The following is a 16,354-nucleotide window of genomic DNA, read 5'->3' as shown; positions in this document are numbered from 1 at the left end:
AAAACCAACTCACAATAAATATCATAATCCTGATGAATTATTTAAAGAATGAAATGAAATAAAATACAAAAAAGATTTTTTGTACGATAATCGTGTTTGAGATTTAAATAAAAATTATTTAACCACTTTTTACTTTCAAAATCCTTTTAAAAAAGAAAATTCCAAATATGATTTTAGTTTATCTCCATTTAATCAAGAAGACAAAAAACACATTTTTGACTTTGATTTAAACCATTTGGGTCAATTTATAGCAATAAGTAACTATAATCAATTTAAATTTTTTATGAATGATTTACGTACTGCTTTTAATTTTAAAAATTTAAACAAAGTTGATACTCCTCTTCTATTTTTTGATTATGATTTTTTAAATAATTTTAAAACTAATAATCCGTTTTATGTAATACAAAAATCATTAGTTGAATCTATGATTAAAACAACTGATTTAAATAATAAAAAAGTAATAGAAGAAAAATTAAAAAATTATTTCTCTAAAAAGATAGTATTATTTTCTTGTTTTACAGAAACAAGAAACAGATTTACTGAAGAACTAAAAACTGTTGATATAAAATTTCCTAAAACAAATAATCTTAAAGATTTAATTGAAGCAAATTTAACTACTAATAAAAATCAAGATAAATATGATCGCGATTGAGATGATCCACTTGTTTTTGATTTTTATGAATTAGAAAAAGATAATAGTTAAGGAAAAATAAAGATGAAAAAAATTAAATTATTATTACCAGTACTTACAACAATTTCAATATCATCTTTTCTCGTTTCTTGTCACGAAAATAAAGAAAATATACAGAAAAAAGATAATGAATCAAAATTTATTTTTGAAAAACCTGCTCACAATAAATATCATAATCCTGATGAATTATTTAAAGAATGAAATCAAGTAAAATACAAAAAAGATTTTTTAGAAAAAGATAATGTTTGAGAAGTACATAACAATCATATTGATACTTTTTATTTTGCAAATCCTTATACACAACAAAATGAAAAGCAAAATTTTAATTTATCTCCTTTTGTTAAAGAAGATAAAAAAGAAATTTTTAACTTTGATTTAAATCATTTAGGACAATTTATAGCTATTAGTAATATAGATCAATTCAACTTCTTTATGAATGATTTAAGAACTTCTTTTTTTCTTAAAACAACAACAGCACCAGCTAATATAGCTCTTATTTTTTATGATGAAAATTTGGATAAAAATATAAAAACTAACAATCCTTTTTATTTAATGAAAGAAAGATTGCTAAATAAAATAATCAAGATAAATGATGGCGAATCAGAAGAAAACATAAAAAATAAATTAAAAAAATATTTTGAAACTAAAATCCTTATCTTTTCTTTATTTATAGATGATAGAGATGGAGTTAAGGAATATGTTAAACAGGTAAATATAAAATTTCCTAAAACAAACAATTTAAAAGATTTAGTTCAATTAAACTTAAAGAATAAAAGCAATGGGCAATATATTCCAAAAAACAATCTCCCATTAACTTTCGAATTTCATGAATTAGATAAAGAAAATAGTAAAGGTAAATAAAAATGAAAAAAATTAAATTATTAATTCCTATTGTAACTGGTGGTTTATCTTTATTTTCTTTTATTTCTTGTAATGAAAATAAAGAAAATATACAGAAAAAAGATAATGAATCAAAATTTATTTTTGAAAAACCAACTCACAATAAATATCATAACCCTAATGAATTATTTAAAGAATGAAATGAAATAAAATATAAAAAAGATTTTTTAGGCGTTGATGGAAAATGAGAAGTAGATAAAAATCATTTAACTACTTTTTACTTCGAAAATCCTTTTAAAAAAGAAAATTCAAAATATGATTTTAGTTTATCACCATTTGGTGAAGAAGATAAAAAACACATTTTTAACTTTGATTTAAATCATTTAGGACAATTTATAGCTATTAGTAATATAGATCAATTCAACTTGATTATGAATGATTTAAGAACTTCTTTTGCATTGAAAACTTTTAATAAAAAAGATATGAATGATACACATGTTATTCCACTTTTTCGTGAAAATATTAAAAGTGAAAAAATTTTAACTAATAATCCTTTTAGTTTAATAAAAGAGTATTTAATAAATACTATTATCAAAAAAACAGATAAAGATACAGAAGAAACAATTAAAGAAAAATTAAAAAATTATTTCTCAAATAAAATAATATTATTTTCTCTATTTTTAGATGTAAGCAGTCCATTTACTGATGATATAAAAGAAGTAGAAATAAAAATACCTAAATCAAATAATCTTAAAGACTTAATTTTATCTAATTTAAATAATTATAATGATCAAGAAAAATATAATGAAGAAGAAAATAATGAAAAATTTCCACTTGCTTTTGAATTTCATGAACTAAATAAAGAAAAATAAAATTTAAAAAGTTTTCTTATGTAATGATTCTTATTAATTGAAAAGTAATAACAATATCAAGTAAGTATAAATTTACCAGTGATTTTACACCGGTATTTTTATTTAATAAAAAGAAATATAAATATTTTTAATACAAAAAGATAGAAAGTTTTATAATTTAATAAAAATAGTAGAAAGATTAACTTTAATATGTTTAATAAAAAAATAAAATCATTTTTGTATTTTTTTTCTTTTAGTTTGCCTGCTATTGTTTTTACTTCTTGTGATTATTCAAAAAATAAAGAACAAGAATTTATAAAAATAGAGCAAAAATATTTTAATTTTGATTTGATTGAATATAAAAAAGAAGATTATTTTTTATCTAAAAATGGACTTCAAAAGTTTTATGAAAGAATTAAAAAAGATTTATTTTATGGATCAGAAATAAATTTTTTAAATAAAATAATAATTGATAAAAATTTAAAAGAATTTTCAAATACAAAGGAAAGACAGGGTTTTTTTATTTCAAACACTAGAGAAATATATTTAAATTCTGATTCTTTACAAAACATAAAAAATGAAGATGACAGAATAGAAGTTTTGTTTCAAATTTTATATCATGAATATTTTCATTATATCGATTCCACTTATCTTTCCAATTATAAACAAGGATATACAATCAAAAACAGTAAATCAACTAAAACTTATAATAAAGAATTTATAGATAACTTTTTAAGTGATTTAAGAATAACAGATGACAGATTTTCAAATTATTTCCCAAATAAAAATTTATTAAATTCAAGTAATATTTTTAACGATGTTACAATAAAAGAAATTTTGGAAAAATCATTAACAAATAAGTTAAATGAAATAAATTTTGAAAATAAAAATTTGCAAATTATGAATGAAAAATTTAAAAACTTAAATAATTTTATTCCTTTAAGTTATTATTTTTCCTTTGAAGAGTTTTTTGCAAACGAAGCATATAAACATTTTTATATAGAAAAAAGAAATAATTTAAATAATGATAAAAATTTTTATTTAAATGACTCTTTATGAACAACAACTTTAACTAGAGAAGATGGTTTAACACATTTAGAAGATAATTTTATTATTAATGATTCTGCTTTTGGTGGTTATATTACAAAAAATGATTCAGTAATTAAATTGGACAATAAAATTAAAGATTTATTTATTCATTTTTTAGAAATAATGAATTATAAATTGAATATCAGTGGGATTTATAATTTAAATAATAGAACATATATTAATGATAAATTAGAAGGAAATATAGATAATAATAAATTATTTTTTAGTGGTTATACAAAAGAAAAATATGATGGCTTAATTTTCAAAAATAAGGAAAATTCCTTTATAAAATTAAATTTAGTTTATAATGAAAGTAATAATTTAAAAGCTAAATTAAATAAAAATGATCAAGATTATAGTCTTTTTCCAGAAGAAAAATATTTAAGTTACTATACAAATAGTTATTTAAATATGGAAGAGATGAATATGGATTTTAAACCTATGTTGTGAAAAGACTTAAATAATAATGGTAAAATAGAAGAAAAAGAACTACATAATTTAAATAATTTTTCAAGTAATTCTAATTATGGTCCAAGTTCAAGTAGAAGTTTTTTAACTAATAGTGAATCTTTAACAATAAGAAACAATAAAATTATCAAGGAGTAAAATGCAATATAAAAATTTTGTTAATATACAAGCATATAAATATAATGGAAAATTATATAGACAGTGAAGTGGTGGAAAAATATTACAAGAAACTGAAAATCATGTTGTACTTTATATGAATAATAAAACAAAAGTTATGGAAAAAAACTTTCAAAAATGATCTATTAGAGAAGACACACTGTGATTTTTTCATAAAAAACATTTTTTTAATGCTTTAGTAACTATTGTTAACAAAAAATTTTATATCTATATAAATTTAGCATCTCCTTTTTTTGTAGAAGAACACACTGTAAAATTCATTGATTTTGATTTAGATATTAAGGTTTATCCTAATAAAGATTTAAACATAATAGATAAAATAGAGTTTTTATCAAACGCAAAGAAAATGAAATATTCTCAAAAAACTATTGATGTTGTTTTTGAAGAATTAAAATTTTTAATTAATTTGTATTATAAGGAAACCTATATTTTTAATAAAAAATATTTAAAGTATATTCAAAGCAAAATAGATAAATAAAAAAACTCCTTTTGGAGTTTTTAATTATCTTAATTAAGCAACATTTGCACTTAAATGTTTGGAAACAAAAGCATCAAGTCTTGAAGTTTTTCTAGAACCATTGTTTTTGTGTAAAACACCTTTAGAAACAGCAGTATTAATTTCTTTATGTGCTTTAGCAACTAATTCATTTACATTAGTAGCATTTTGCACTGCAGCTAGTTTAGCTTTTTTAATAGCTCCACGAACTCTTGATTTAATAGCATTATTTCTTATTCTAGATTTTTCATTTGTTTTGATTCTTGTTATTTTTGATTTAATATTTGCCATTCTATCTCCTTAATGTTTTGTTTCTTAATTATACAATAATTTTTTGTATTTTTAACTATAATATTTTACATTATTTTTATTTTTTGGAAAATAATATTTTTTATTTCAAAAAACTTACTTTATTTTTTTATCAAAGAATTATTAAAAGCAACAATTTCATTGAAATGTTGTTTTAGTCAAGAGTGATTTTGATCTACATTTTTTAAATAAAAAATCAAAGGGCTTTTATCTTGTTCTTTTTCTAGTAATCTGTGAATATTTAAAGTATTAAAATTTTCATCATCGTGTTTTAAACCTGCATTAGATGAAAAGAAAATTCCCACTGCTTGTTTATTTTGATTAAAAACACCAGCTCCGGATGCTCCTTTAAAAAACAAATTAGACTTTGGTACTTTAACATAGTTATCTAAATCTTGATTAGCTAAATATATTGTTTCAATAGATGGAGAATCCTTATCAATTGAATTCTCTATATCAAAAGGTTTATTTGTAAGTTTTTCATTGTCTTGAAATCCTTGGTTGATTACTGGCATATTATTGATTATGCTAATACCATTTTTATAAAAGCTTTTGGTTAATTTAAATCCATCAACTTTTTCAGTAACTCTTGTACTCTTATTGTTTTCTAAATCATCTATTTTTACAGGAAAACCAAAGGAAAAAACTTTTTCACCTTCAATTTTTTCTAAAGTTGTATTTACAGTATTTATTAGTGTTGGAGACTTATCATATTCTTTTAAAAAAGCGGGTTTTTCCACATTATCTTTTAGTTTTATTTTAATAACTGCAAAATCTGATCCTGAAAGATATTCTTTTTCTGAAGGTTTACCATTTTTTAGATCAAAATAATTATAAAAAGTACTTTGATAACTAAGCGGTTTAATAACTTCAAATGATTCAAATATATTGGTTTTATCTTTAAAAACGTCAAAATTTTCATTGAAAGTAGCATCTTTATAATTATAAAAATCATTTTGTCTATTTTCAGTGATTTCTTTTGTTCTTTTACCTGCGTCATTTATAACATAAGGATCATTTTTGTATTCTGGATAATTTTCTAAACCAATTAGTGATAAAGTTCTTATATCATGTGAACTAAAATAATTTTCTGGCATTTCTCCATTGTAATTTGGTTTGAAAATTCCTTGAGAATTGAAATTATCTAATTCTTCTTCTGAAATATTTTGATAAAAGTAATTATCATTTTTATTATTTAAAAGCTTTACAGAATTAGTTTTTATTATTGGTTTATTTATGAAAGCTGCTGCATGAATATTTGTAGCAATATAATAAACTCTTTCATCTGTTGGATCTTTATCTAAAACTCATCCGGTAGCAAATTCTGTTTCTAAATTTGAAATTACAAATTTTCTTCTAGAATCATCAGAATAAAGTTCTACAAAGGTTTTTACATATTCAATTTGAAAACTTCTTTTTTTAATAAAATCAGTCACAGAATCACTATTTTCTGTATTTTTCTTGTATATTTGTTTAATTTCTTCTAGTTTTGCATTGTCTAAAACAGAAGAATTGACTTCAAGTGAGAAGTTTGGATTTTCTACATTAATTTCTTGCTTTTTCTTTTCAATTGTTTCTTTTTCTTCTTTTTTAACAAAAGGAAAAGAACAAGAAACAAGAGATGTACTTACTAATAAAACAGAAGAAAAAGAAAGCAAAAATTTAGTTTTTTTATTCATAATAAAGAACCTTTCAAAAATATTTTATTAATTATAAAGTAAAATAAAAAAGTTTTTCAAAAAGAAAATATAAATTATGTTTTTTAAAATAATAGTTTGTTTTATAATTTAATAATATGAGTAAAAAAGCAAAGATTTTAATATACTTTTCAATCAACGTTTTTTATTTGATATTATTTGCAGTTATTTTTATTGTTTTATATCAAATAGATTTAATTTCCAAATTTCTTTTATTTGGTTTTTTTGTATTTTGATTAATTGTTGCAACTATAAGTTTATGTTGACTTTTATGAGTATTTCTGCATAAAAGTTCCAAAATTCAATCTTCTTTATATGAATATATTAATGATGTTGTTGAAGAAAATAATTTAGGTTTAGTTTTACATACAACAAATGGAAAAATTATTTGAGTTTCTTCATTTATAGAAAAAAGGTTTTCTAAAAAATGAATAGGAAAAAATATTGATGATGTTCTGAAAAATAAAGTTAAAGCAAATGAAGAAAATTTAGTAGGAGATGGTTCTACTTTCTCTGAAGATGGTTATGCTTATACGATTAAAAAATATAGAGATAAAAATGCTATTTCTATTAGAGATATAACTTTATATCACAACCTTTCTGAAAGTTACAAGAAAGATAAAGTTGTAATTGGAGAAATTGAAATAGATAATTTTCAATTATTACTTTCTACATTAGGAGAAGAAGATTTTTTCAAGGTAAAAACATCTGTTATTAATTTACTTGATGAGTTATCTAAAAATTATAATTTCTCTTATCGTCAATATATTGAAGGAAAATTTTGAGTTGTAACTAGTTATGAAACATTCGCAAAATTAAAAGCAAAAAACTTTTCTATGTTTAATGAAATGGTTGTTAATTTAAATAATTCTAGTTATGAAGCAAAACAAGAAGTAACTTTATCGGTTGGTTTTGTTCATGGAACAAATGAAATTTCTAAATTAAATCAAATTGCAAAAGATGCAATAATTTATTCAAAAACTAGAGGTGGGAATCAAATTACAACTATTAAATATGGTTCTAGACCTGTTGTTTATGGTTCAAATAGTGAAATAAGCTCCAATTCAAGTAGAAGCGAACTAAACTTTGTATCCAAAAAAATGCTTGCAGTTTTAGAAAATCCAGAAGTAGAAAATATCATTTTATATGGGCATAAATACGCAGATTTAGACGCTGTGGGTTCTGCTTTTGGACTTGGTCAATTTTTAATTAATTATGCTAAAACCAAGTTTAATTTAGAAAAGAAAATGTATATTCAAAATGTAACTTTTGATTCTACAACAACACATTTTTTAGAAACCAATTCTCAATATATAGATAAAAAAATATTCATAAAACCTTCAACAGCATCTAAATATACAAACAAAAACACAATGATAATAATTGTAGATACAGCAGAAGCAACAAGAATTGAAAATCCAAATGCTTTTAATACTGCTGATCCAAAAAAAATATTTATTTTTGACCATCATAGAGTGGTTTCAGGAAAACCTGAATTTCTTTCTAAAGGAAATGATTATATTGAAACCACTGCTTCTTCTTCATCTGAGATAGTAACAGAGGTTATAGCACTTAATTCAGATGGTGAAAACAGAATAATTTCACCTTTTAGTGCCCAAATGCTTTTAAATGGTATTTATATGGATACTAATCAATTTAAAAAATCAACAACTATGAAAACATTTAATGCAGCTTCAATTTTAACTAGATGAGGGGCTCAAAGTGCTAAATCTATTGAAACTTTAAAGATAAGTGAAGAAATTTTTAATATAATTAATAAGATAACTAGAAATGTAGAAGAAGTCAAGCCAGGATTTTTACTTGCTTACACAGCAGAAGAAATTGATTTAGATGTTGTGTCTATGGCAGCTGATTTTATGTTAAATATCCAAGGAAGAAAAGCAACTTTTGTTGTTGCTAAAGTAGTAGGAAAAGATAGATTTAAAATGTCTGCAAGAGGTATAAATAATACTAATGTGCAAATTATTGCAGAAACAGTTGGTGGTGGTGGTCACTTCTCTGCTGCTGCTGCAGAAAGCACAACAGAAACATTAGAAGAATTTGTAGACAATATAAGACAAGCGATAGTGAGTGTGAAAAATGAAAGTAATAATAATTAAAGATTGTAAAGATGGAAAAGTTAATGAAGTAATAGATGTATCTGATGGATATGCAAAAAACTTTTTAATCAAAAATGGTTTAGCTATTCCAGTAAACAAAAAAACATCTTTATATTTAAACAAAAAAATAGAAATTTTAGAACAAGAAGAAGAGAAAAAAATTCAAGAAGCTGAATTATTAAGAGATCAAATTCAAGCTATAATTTTAACCTTCAAATTAAAAGAAACAAATAATGTAGTTCATGGTTCAATAACAGCTAAAAAAATTATTAAAGCTCTTGAAGATATGGACATTAAATTACCTAAACATTCTTTAGAAGAACATGTTCATATTGTAAGTATGGGATTAACTGTATTGAATGTTAAACTACACAAAAAAGTAATAGCTCATTTAAGAGTTAAGGTTGAAAAAGATGAGTAAAAGTTTATTTTTACCTAAGGAAGTAGAGAAGTCGATCCTTTCTTATGCATTATCATCAGAGGAAGATCAAGCAAAAATTATTCCTTTTTTACAAAAGGAAGATTTTTACGATTTCAAAAATCAAATTCTTTTCGAAGCATTAAATAATTTATATTTTGCTTCTAAAAAAATAAATTATGTTTCAGTTATTAAAGAACTGGATGAAATGAAAAAACTGAAAGAATTTGGTGGAGCAGCTGAAATAACAGAATATACAAGCGAAATTCCCGTTTTTTCTACAGTTAAAGAAGTAATGAATGATCTTGTTGAAAAAGCAACATTAAGACAAGCATCTATTGTTTTAAAACAAAGTTTTCAACAATTATCAGAAGCAAATAAAACTGCAGATGATATTTTAAATGAATTTGAATCCAAGATGGTTCAAATCACTAGAAATGTTCAAAATAGTGATTTTCAAAATATGAGAGATGTTGCTGCAAACATCTTAAAAGACTTGCTTTCTAGAAAAGATAGTACTAGTTTAAAAGGAATTAGTACAGGATTTAGTAATTTAGATAAAATTACTTCAGGTTTTCAAAAAGGTGACTTAATTATTTTAGCAGCAAGACCAGCGATGGGAAAAACCGCATTTGCGTTAAATTTAACAAAAAACATTGTTGAGCAAAACAATAATGTTGTTGTTTTCTTTTCTTTAGAAATGCCAAGTACTCAATTAGTAACTAGAATATTAGCATCTGAGTCAGGAGTTCCTGGAGATTATTTAAAAAATCCACAATTTTTAACTAATGTAGATTGAATTAAAATTTCCACAACTTTGAATGAAAAAATCAGCCATTATAACTTATTTATTGATGATTCAGCAGGAGTTAAACTCCATGAAATGATTTGAAAAACAAAAAAATTATTAAATAAAATGAAAAAAATAGACTTAATAGTGGTGGATTATTTACAATTAATAGATCTTGGTGGTTCTAATAATAGACAATTAGAAGTTTCTAAAATTTCTAGAAGTTTAAAACAACTAGCAAGAGAAATTAATTGCCCCGTTATTGCTTTATCTCAATTATCCAGGGACGTAGAAAAAAGAGAAGATAAAAGACCTATAATTTCAGATTTAAGGGAATCTGGAGCAATTGAGCAAGATGCTGATATAGTTGCGTTTTTATACAGGGAAAATTACTATAAAAAGGAAATTTCCCCTTATGACATTCAAGAAACAAAATTAATTATTGCAAAGCATAGAAACGGTGCCATTGGTGATTTATCATTACAATTTAATCCAAAAATAGGTCTTTTCTTTGAAGAAGGAGAAACAAACTAGAATGAGTTGGTCGAAAATTATATTTATAATAATTTTAATTTTCTTATTAGTTCTTTCAGCGTTTTTTTCAGCTTCTGAAACAGCTTATTCAACTGTTTCTAGGGCAAAATTAGAAGAAAATTTAAATAGCAAAAAACACTTTCAAAAAAAAGTGATAATTAAAAGATATGAGATGTTCCCATCTACATTATCTACAATTTTAATAGGAAATAATATAGTAAATATTGGTTCTTCTGTAATTTTATCCTCATTGTTTTCGAGTTGAATAACAGAGGAAACTTTTGAAATTATCGTTTCTACTTTAGTTATGACTCCTATTATTGTTATTTTTGGTGAAATGATGCCCAAAATTTTAGCAAGAAAATATCCAATAAAATTTTTACAGTGTACATATTTATTAATTTTATTTTTTCATTACTTATTTTGACCATTAACTTTTTTAATTTCAAAATTCGTTAAATCAGATCAAGTTACTAATACAGAAAATGAACTTAAACACATTTTAGATTTAGGTTACAAAGAAGGTGTTTTAGAAAAAGAAGAATCTATTCTTGCAAGAAATGCACTAGATTTTGATTCCATAAAAGTAACTAAGCACTATGTTAGATTGAAAAAAATAACTTATGTTTCTTATGAAAATAGTTTAGCAAAAATTAAAGAAATATTCCAAAATACGGGATTTTCCCGTATTCCTGTTCAAAAAAATAAAAAATTTGTAGGTATAATCCTTTTAAAAGACATTTTCGGTTTATCTGATGAAGAAACTTTTAATATAGATGATTACATTGTGGAAGTTCCTTATATTTCTTCAAATTCTTTATTAAAAGTTGCTTGAAAAAAAATGAAAGAAAATAAAAGTCAATTAGGTTTTATCACTAAGAGTAATGATGATAAAAAAGTTATTGGTTTAATAACTTTAGAAGATATTTTGGAAGAACTTGTTGGAGAAATATATGATGAACATGATTATAGAGACGAATTAGATTTTTATGAGTTGGAAGAAAGTTCAAAAATCATGGTTAAATATTCTACAGCTATCTCTAAAATTAATGATTTTTTCTCAATAAATTTAGACGAAAATGAAAATGAAAATATTGGTTCTTTTTTAGAGAAAACAACAAACAAAAAATTAACTTTAAAATTCAAATTTAATATTAATAACTTATATTTTAAAGTTGTTGAAAACAAAAGAAAAGAAGAACCTAAAATAGAAATTTGAAAAGAAGAATAAAAAATTATAAAATACAAAAAAATACTTTATAATTAAATATATTATTAATAAAAACAGAGGAGTTTTTTATATGGCAAAAAGAAAAATGCTAGCTGAAACTGCAGAATTAGTAATAACAGTTGAAGCAGATAAACAAGAATGATTAGATGCACAAAAAAAAGCAAAAAACAAATTATTAAAATCAGTACAAATTCCTGGTTTTAGAAAAGGAAAAGTTCCTTTAGCAAAAGCTGAAAGTTTAATTTCAGAAGGACAAGTAATTCAAGAAGCAGCAAATTCAATAGCTCCTAAATTAGCTTCTTTAGCAAAAGAACAAATTATAGAAAGTGATAAAGTATTGGATGAAGCAGCTTTAAATCCAGTTAAAGTTTCAAAAGAAGAATTAGTAATAGAATTTAAATATCCAGTTTATCCAGAATTTAAAATTTCTAACTACAAAGGATTAGATATTTCTTATGAAGCACCAACTGTTTCTAAAGAAGAAATTGATTCTGAAGTAGATAAAATTGTAAAATCTCATTCACTTTTAATAAGCTCTGATAAAGCAATTGAAAATGGAGATGTTGTGCTTTTTGATTTTAAAGGATTTATTGACAATGAACCATTTGAAGGTGGAGAAGCAGAAGATTTTGAATTAAAAATCGGTTCAGGAAATTTTATTAAAGGATTTGAAGAATCAATGATTGGTTTTGTAAAAGGTGACAAAAAAGAAATTAAAGTGACCTTTCCAAAAGATTACCATGCAAAAAACTTTGCAGGTAAACCAGCAATATTTAAAATTCATGTAAAAGATGTTAAAAAATATGAAAAAGTAAAATTAGATGATGCTTTTGTTTCTGATTTAAAAATTGAAAATGTTTATACAGTTTCTCAATTAAAAGAATATCTAAAAAAACTTTTACTTGAAGAAAAAACAGAAAAATCAAAAATTGATTTTCAACACAAAGTATTTCACAAAATTTTTGAAAATACAACAATTCCTTTAGCTTCAGTTTTAATTAACAAAGAAAAAATGGCAGTTCAAAGAAAAACAGAAGAAAGATTAAAAGAACAAGGTTTTTCACTTAAAGAATATGCTGATTTACTTAAATTAGACACAAAAACATTAAATGACACATTTGAAAAAGAAGCAATTCACAACTTAAAAACATCATTAATTTTTGCTGAAATTTCAAGAATTGAAAAATTAGAAGCAACAGAAGAAGATTATAAAAAAGAATATGAAAAGTTTGCAAAACTTTACAAAACAACACCAGAAGCTGTTGAACAAATGGTTTCAAAATTCCAATTACAAATTCCTATCATAAACAGAAAAGTTATCGATAGATTGATTGAATACAATTCAGGAAAAATTGGACAAAAAATGAAAACAATAGTTTCTAAAGTTAAAAAAGAAGAAAATAAAGAAACAAAAACTTCTAAACCAAAAACATCAGTAAAAAAACCTGTTTCTAAAACAGTTAAAAAAGAAACTAAAAAAACTTCTTCAAAATAAGACCTATTGGTCTTTTTTTCTTTTTTTTCTTCATAAAAATAGTAAAATTTAAAATAATATGTTACATAAAATTAAAAAATTCTTTTCAACATCCACAGAGATGAAAATCGCAAGAAAATTGCTAAAAGAAATAAATGAAAAAAGATCCATTTATTCTTCAATGAGTAATGAAGATTTACAGAATCAAACACAATTATTTAAAGAACGTTTAAAAAATGGTGAAACTCTTGAAGATATCAGAGTTGAAGCTTTTGCAGCAGTTAGAGAAGCTACAAAAAGAGTGTTAAACAAATTCCCATATGATGTACAAATTTTGGGTGGTTTAATTTTGGATCAAGGTTCAATTGCAGAAATGAAAACAGGAGAAGGAAAAACTATTACTTCTATTGCTCCTGTATATTTAAATGCACTTGAAGGTAAAGGGGTAATTGTTTCAACAGTTAATGAATACCTTTCAGAACGCGATGCTACCGAAATGGGTCAAGTGCATAATTGAATGGGTTTAACAGTTGGAATTAATAAATCACAGATGGATTCTTTAACAAAAAAAGCTGCTTATGCTTGTGATATTACTTATTCCATTCACTCTGAATTAGGTTTTGATTACTTAAGAGACAATATGGTTACACAAAAAGAATCTAAAGTACAAAGAGGACTCAACTATGCTTTAATAGATGAGGTAGATTCTATTTTAATTGATGAAGCTAAAACTCCTTTGATCATTTCTGGTGGTGAAAAAAGTGGCGGAAATAATTATTTTATTGCCGATCAATTTGTAAGAATTCTTAAAGATGAAGATTTTGATATTGATTGAGAAAGTAAAGCAGTTAAGTTAAACGATAATGGAATAGATAAAGCAAATCATTTTTTTAATATTGAAAATCTTTATGATATTCAACATTCAGAATTAGTTCATAGCATTCAAAATGCCTTAAGAGCACATAAAATAATGAAAAAAGATGTTGAGTATATTGTTAGAGATGGAAAAATAGAACTTGTAGATACATTTACTGGAAGAATAATGGAAGGAAGAAGCTATTCTGAAGGACTACAGCAAGCTATTCAAGCCAAAGAAATGATTAAAATAGAACCAGAAACTAAAACTTTAGCAACCATAACTTATCAAAATTTTTTCAGGATGTTTAAAAAGCTTTGCGGTATGACAGGTACTGCCAAAACTGAAGAACAAGAATTTATTGATATTTATAACACAAGAGTAAATGTTATTGAAACTAATAGACCAATAAAAAGATTTGATGATACTGATTTAATTTTCCCTTCTGCAAGAGCAAAATATAAAGCAATTGTTGCAGAAATAAAAGAAAAATATAAATTGGGTCAACCTATTCTTGTAGGAACTTCACAAGTTGATGAATCAGAATATTTACATTCTCTTTTAGTTAGAGAAGGTATTCTACATACTGTTTTAAACGCTAAACAAAACGAATATGAAGCAGAAATTATTGCTAATGCCGGAAGAGTAGGATCAGTTACAATTGCAACAAATATGGCAGGTCGTGGAACCGATATTAAACCTACACCAGAAGCTTTAGAAAAAGGTGGATTATATGTTCTTGGAACAGATAAATCTGAATCAAGAAGAATAGATAATCAGTTAAAAGGAAGATCAGGAAGACAAGGAGATGTAGGTTATTCCCGTTTTTTCCTTTCTATTGAAGATCAATTAATGACAAGATTTTCTCAATTTGATCAAATTAAAGAAAATTTTGGAAGTGATAGTGATGAACCTATTCCAGGAAAGGCTATTTATAAATTTTTCCAAAGAGCACAGAAAAAAATTGAAGGTTTAAACTACGATAACAGAAAAAATGTTTTAAGTTTTGATGATGTTATTAGACAACAAAGAGACTTAGTTTATACACAAAGAGATATCATTTTAGAAAGTGAAGAATTAGATCATTATATCATTAGAATTATTGAAAGATCAGTAGATAATTTTATGAATTTTGATTTCATTTTAAAAACAAACAAAGAAGTAAAATATGACATTTTAACAAAATTTTTAAATGAGAATTTTTCCAGAATTTCTAAAGTAGAATTTACTTATAAAGAAATAAGTGAACACCATTACGATGAATTGATTGAATATTTAAAAGAAAAAATGAAAGACATTTATTTTAACGTGTTAAGAATTAACTTGATCGAAAATTTAAAAGAAGAATATGTAAAATTAGAAAGACAAATTTTACTAGGTGCACTAGATCAAAAATGACAAAATCACATTGATATTATTGATAAGTTAAGATCATCTGCAAATCTTGTTCAATATTCACAAAAAAATCCATTCCAAATTTTTACTGAAGAAGCAACTAAAAAATTTGAAGTATTTATTGATGAAAGTTCAGATCAAGCAATATTAAATTTATTTAATAATTCATATGCTAGAAAAATAGAGTATATGAATATAGAACTATCTAACGGACAAATTTTAACAATTGAAGTAGGGAAATCTCCAGAAGAAATTCAAGCAATCATAGATATGGAAGAAGAAAAAATAAGAATAGCTAATGAATACCAACAACAAATGAAACAAATAACACTTATTGATGGAAAAATCCTTTCTGTTCCTAAAGATATGGATGATGAACAATTGAAAAGAATTATCATAGAAGAAAACGCAGCTATTTTGGAAAGTCAACAAAGATTATTAGAAGAAGAAAAAAACAATGAAAAAAAAGATTAATATAATAGTGTTAATCTTATTTTTTATATCTTTTATAGTTGGATTAATTGAATTAACTTTTTATATTTATAACAATTTAATTAACTACTTTTGATTGATAGTTAACATTGCTTTACTCTTTTTACCTTTTGTAATCATAATAATTTTTTTAATTTTTATTAAACAAATTTATCCAAAAATTAAAAATCATTTTATTAAAGATCAAAGATTTCATAGTGATCTTTGTAAATTTTTAAATAGAAAAAAACTAAAATTAATTTTTATAGTTCTTTGATTTATGCTAATTTTGATAAATATTTGATTAGCTAAATTGTGATGAGACAACTGAAAAAATCAGATAATTACAATTTCATTTTTATTTGAGAATATGTTGTTTTTTAGTTGTCAATGAGTTTGAGTAAAATATAAATGTTCTGAAAAAGAAAATAAATAATTTTAATTTTT

14 protein-coding genes are annotated in these 16,354 nt (G+C 23.5%); 12 read left to right on the top strand and 2 right to left on the bottom strand.

What is annotated here, in order from left to right; genetic code table 4:
- The 5 genes from ACXX87_RS01580 to ACXX87_RS01560 all read left to right on the top strand — a co-directional run.
- Positions 1-703, top strand: a 703-nt coding sequence (locus ACXX87_RS01580; RefSeq protein ID WP_458573142.1) for a hypothetical protein, incomplete at its 5' end; no start/stop codon positions are given.
- Between the two features lie 12 nt (positions 704-715).
- Positions 716-1,552, top strand: a complete 837-nt coding sequence (locus ACXX87_RS01575) for a hypothetical protein (protein ID WP_436358856.1) — start codon at positions 716-718, stop codon at positions 1,550-1,552.
- A 2-nt stretch (positions 1,553-1,554) separates the two neighbouring features.
- A complete protein-coding gene (locus tag ACXX87_RS01570) occupies positions 1,555-2,403 on the top strand; it encodes a hypothetical protein (RefSeq protein WP_458573141.1) in 849 nt (282 codons plus the stop codon).
- Positions 2,404-2,592: 189 nt separating this feature from the next.
- A complete protein-coding gene (locus ACXX87_RS01565; RefSeq protein ID WP_436358858.1) occupies positions 2,593-4,077 on the top strand; it encodes an MYPU_1760 family metalloprotease in 1,485 nt (494 codons plus the stop codon).
- Position 4,078: 1 nt separating this feature from the next.
- On the top strand, positions 4,079-4,594 hold the full coding sequence (locus ACXX87_RS01560; RefSeq protein ID WP_436358859.1) for a DUF402 domain-containing protein: 516 nt from the start codon (positions 4,079-4,081) through the stop codon (positions 4,592-4,594).
- Between the two features lie 33 nt (positions 4,595-4,627).
- Here ACXX87_RS01560 and rpsT read toward each other — a convergent pair whose 3' ends face one another.
- On the bottom strand, positions 4,628-4,903 hold the full coding sequence (rpsT, locus tag ACXX87_RS01555; RefSeq protein WP_436358860.1) for a 30S ribosomal protein S20: 276 nt from the start codon (positions 4,901-4,903) through the stop codon (positions 4,628-4,630).
- 119 nt (positions 4,904-5,022) lie between these two features.
- Positions 5,023-6,600, bottom strand: coding sequence for a DUF31 family putative serine protease (locus ACXX87_RS01550; protein ID WP_436358861.1), 1,578 nt, complete (start codon positions 6,598-6,600; stop codon positions 5,023-5,025).
- 116 nt (positions 6,601-6,716) lie between these two features.
- Between ACXX87_RS01550 and ACXX87_RS01545 the strand changes: the two genes are divergently transcribed.
- The 7 genes from ACXX87_RS01545 (at position 6,717) to ACXX87_RS01515 (ending at position 16,343) form a co-directional block, all read left to right on the top strand.
- Positions 6,717-8,738, top strand: a complete 2,022-nt coding sequence (locus ACXX87_RS01545; RefSeq protein ID WP_458560945.1) for a GGDEF domain-containing protein — start codon at positions 6,717-6,719, stop codon at positions 8,736-8,738.
- The gene (gene rplI, locus ACXX87_RS01540; RefSeq protein ID WP_436358863.1) at positions 8,719-9,159 is read left to right on the top strand and encodes a 50S ribosomal protein L9; all 441 of its coding nucleotides are present in this window, start codon (positions 8,719-8,721) and stop codon (positions 9,157-9,159) included. The genes ACXX87_RS01545 and rplI overlap by 20 nt, the downstream gene beginning before the upstream one ends.
- The gene (gene dnaB / locus ACXX87_RS01535) at positions 9,152-10,480 is read left to right on the top strand and encodes a replicative DNA helicase (protein ID WP_458560543.1); all 1,329 of its coding nucleotides are present in this window, start codon (positions 9,152-9,154) and stop codon (positions 10,478-10,480) included. The genes rplI and dnaB overlap by 8 nt, the downstream gene beginning before the upstream one ends.
- A 1-nt stretch (position 10,481) precedes the next feature.
- Positions 10,482-11,711 (top strand): CNNM domain-containing protein, encoded by a 1,230-nt coding sequence (locus ACXX87_RS01530; protein WP_436358865.1) that lies wholly within the window; start codon positions 10,482-10,484, stop codon positions 11,709-11,711.
- A 70-nt stretch (positions 11,712-11,781) separates the two neighbouring features.
- Positions 11,782-13,206, top strand: coding sequence for a trigger factor (gene tig, locus ACXX87_RS01525; RefSeq protein WP_458560545.1), 1,425 nt, complete (start codon positions 11,782-11,784; stop codon positions 13,204-13,206).
- A gap of 58 nt (positions 13,207-13,264) precedes the next feature.
- Positions 13,265-15,910, top strand: coding sequence for a preprotein translocase subunit SecA (secA, locus tag ACXX87_RS01520; protein ID WP_458573140.1), 2,646 nt, complete (start codon positions 13,265-13,267; stop codon positions 15,908-15,910).
- Positions 15,894-16,343 (top strand): hypothetical protein, encoded by a 450-nt coding sequence (locus ACXX87_RS01515; RefSeq protein ID WP_458559248.1) that lies wholly within the window; start codon positions 15,894-15,896, stop codon positions 16,341-16,343. Before secA ends, ACXX87_RS01515 begins: the two co-directional genes overlap by 17 nt.
- The last annotated feature ends 11 nt before the right edge of the window (positions 16,344-16,354 follow it).

This window comes from Mycoplasma sp. 613B, from assembly GCF_054343485.1.
This window is presented reverse-complemented; position numbering and strand designations above follow the sequence as displayed.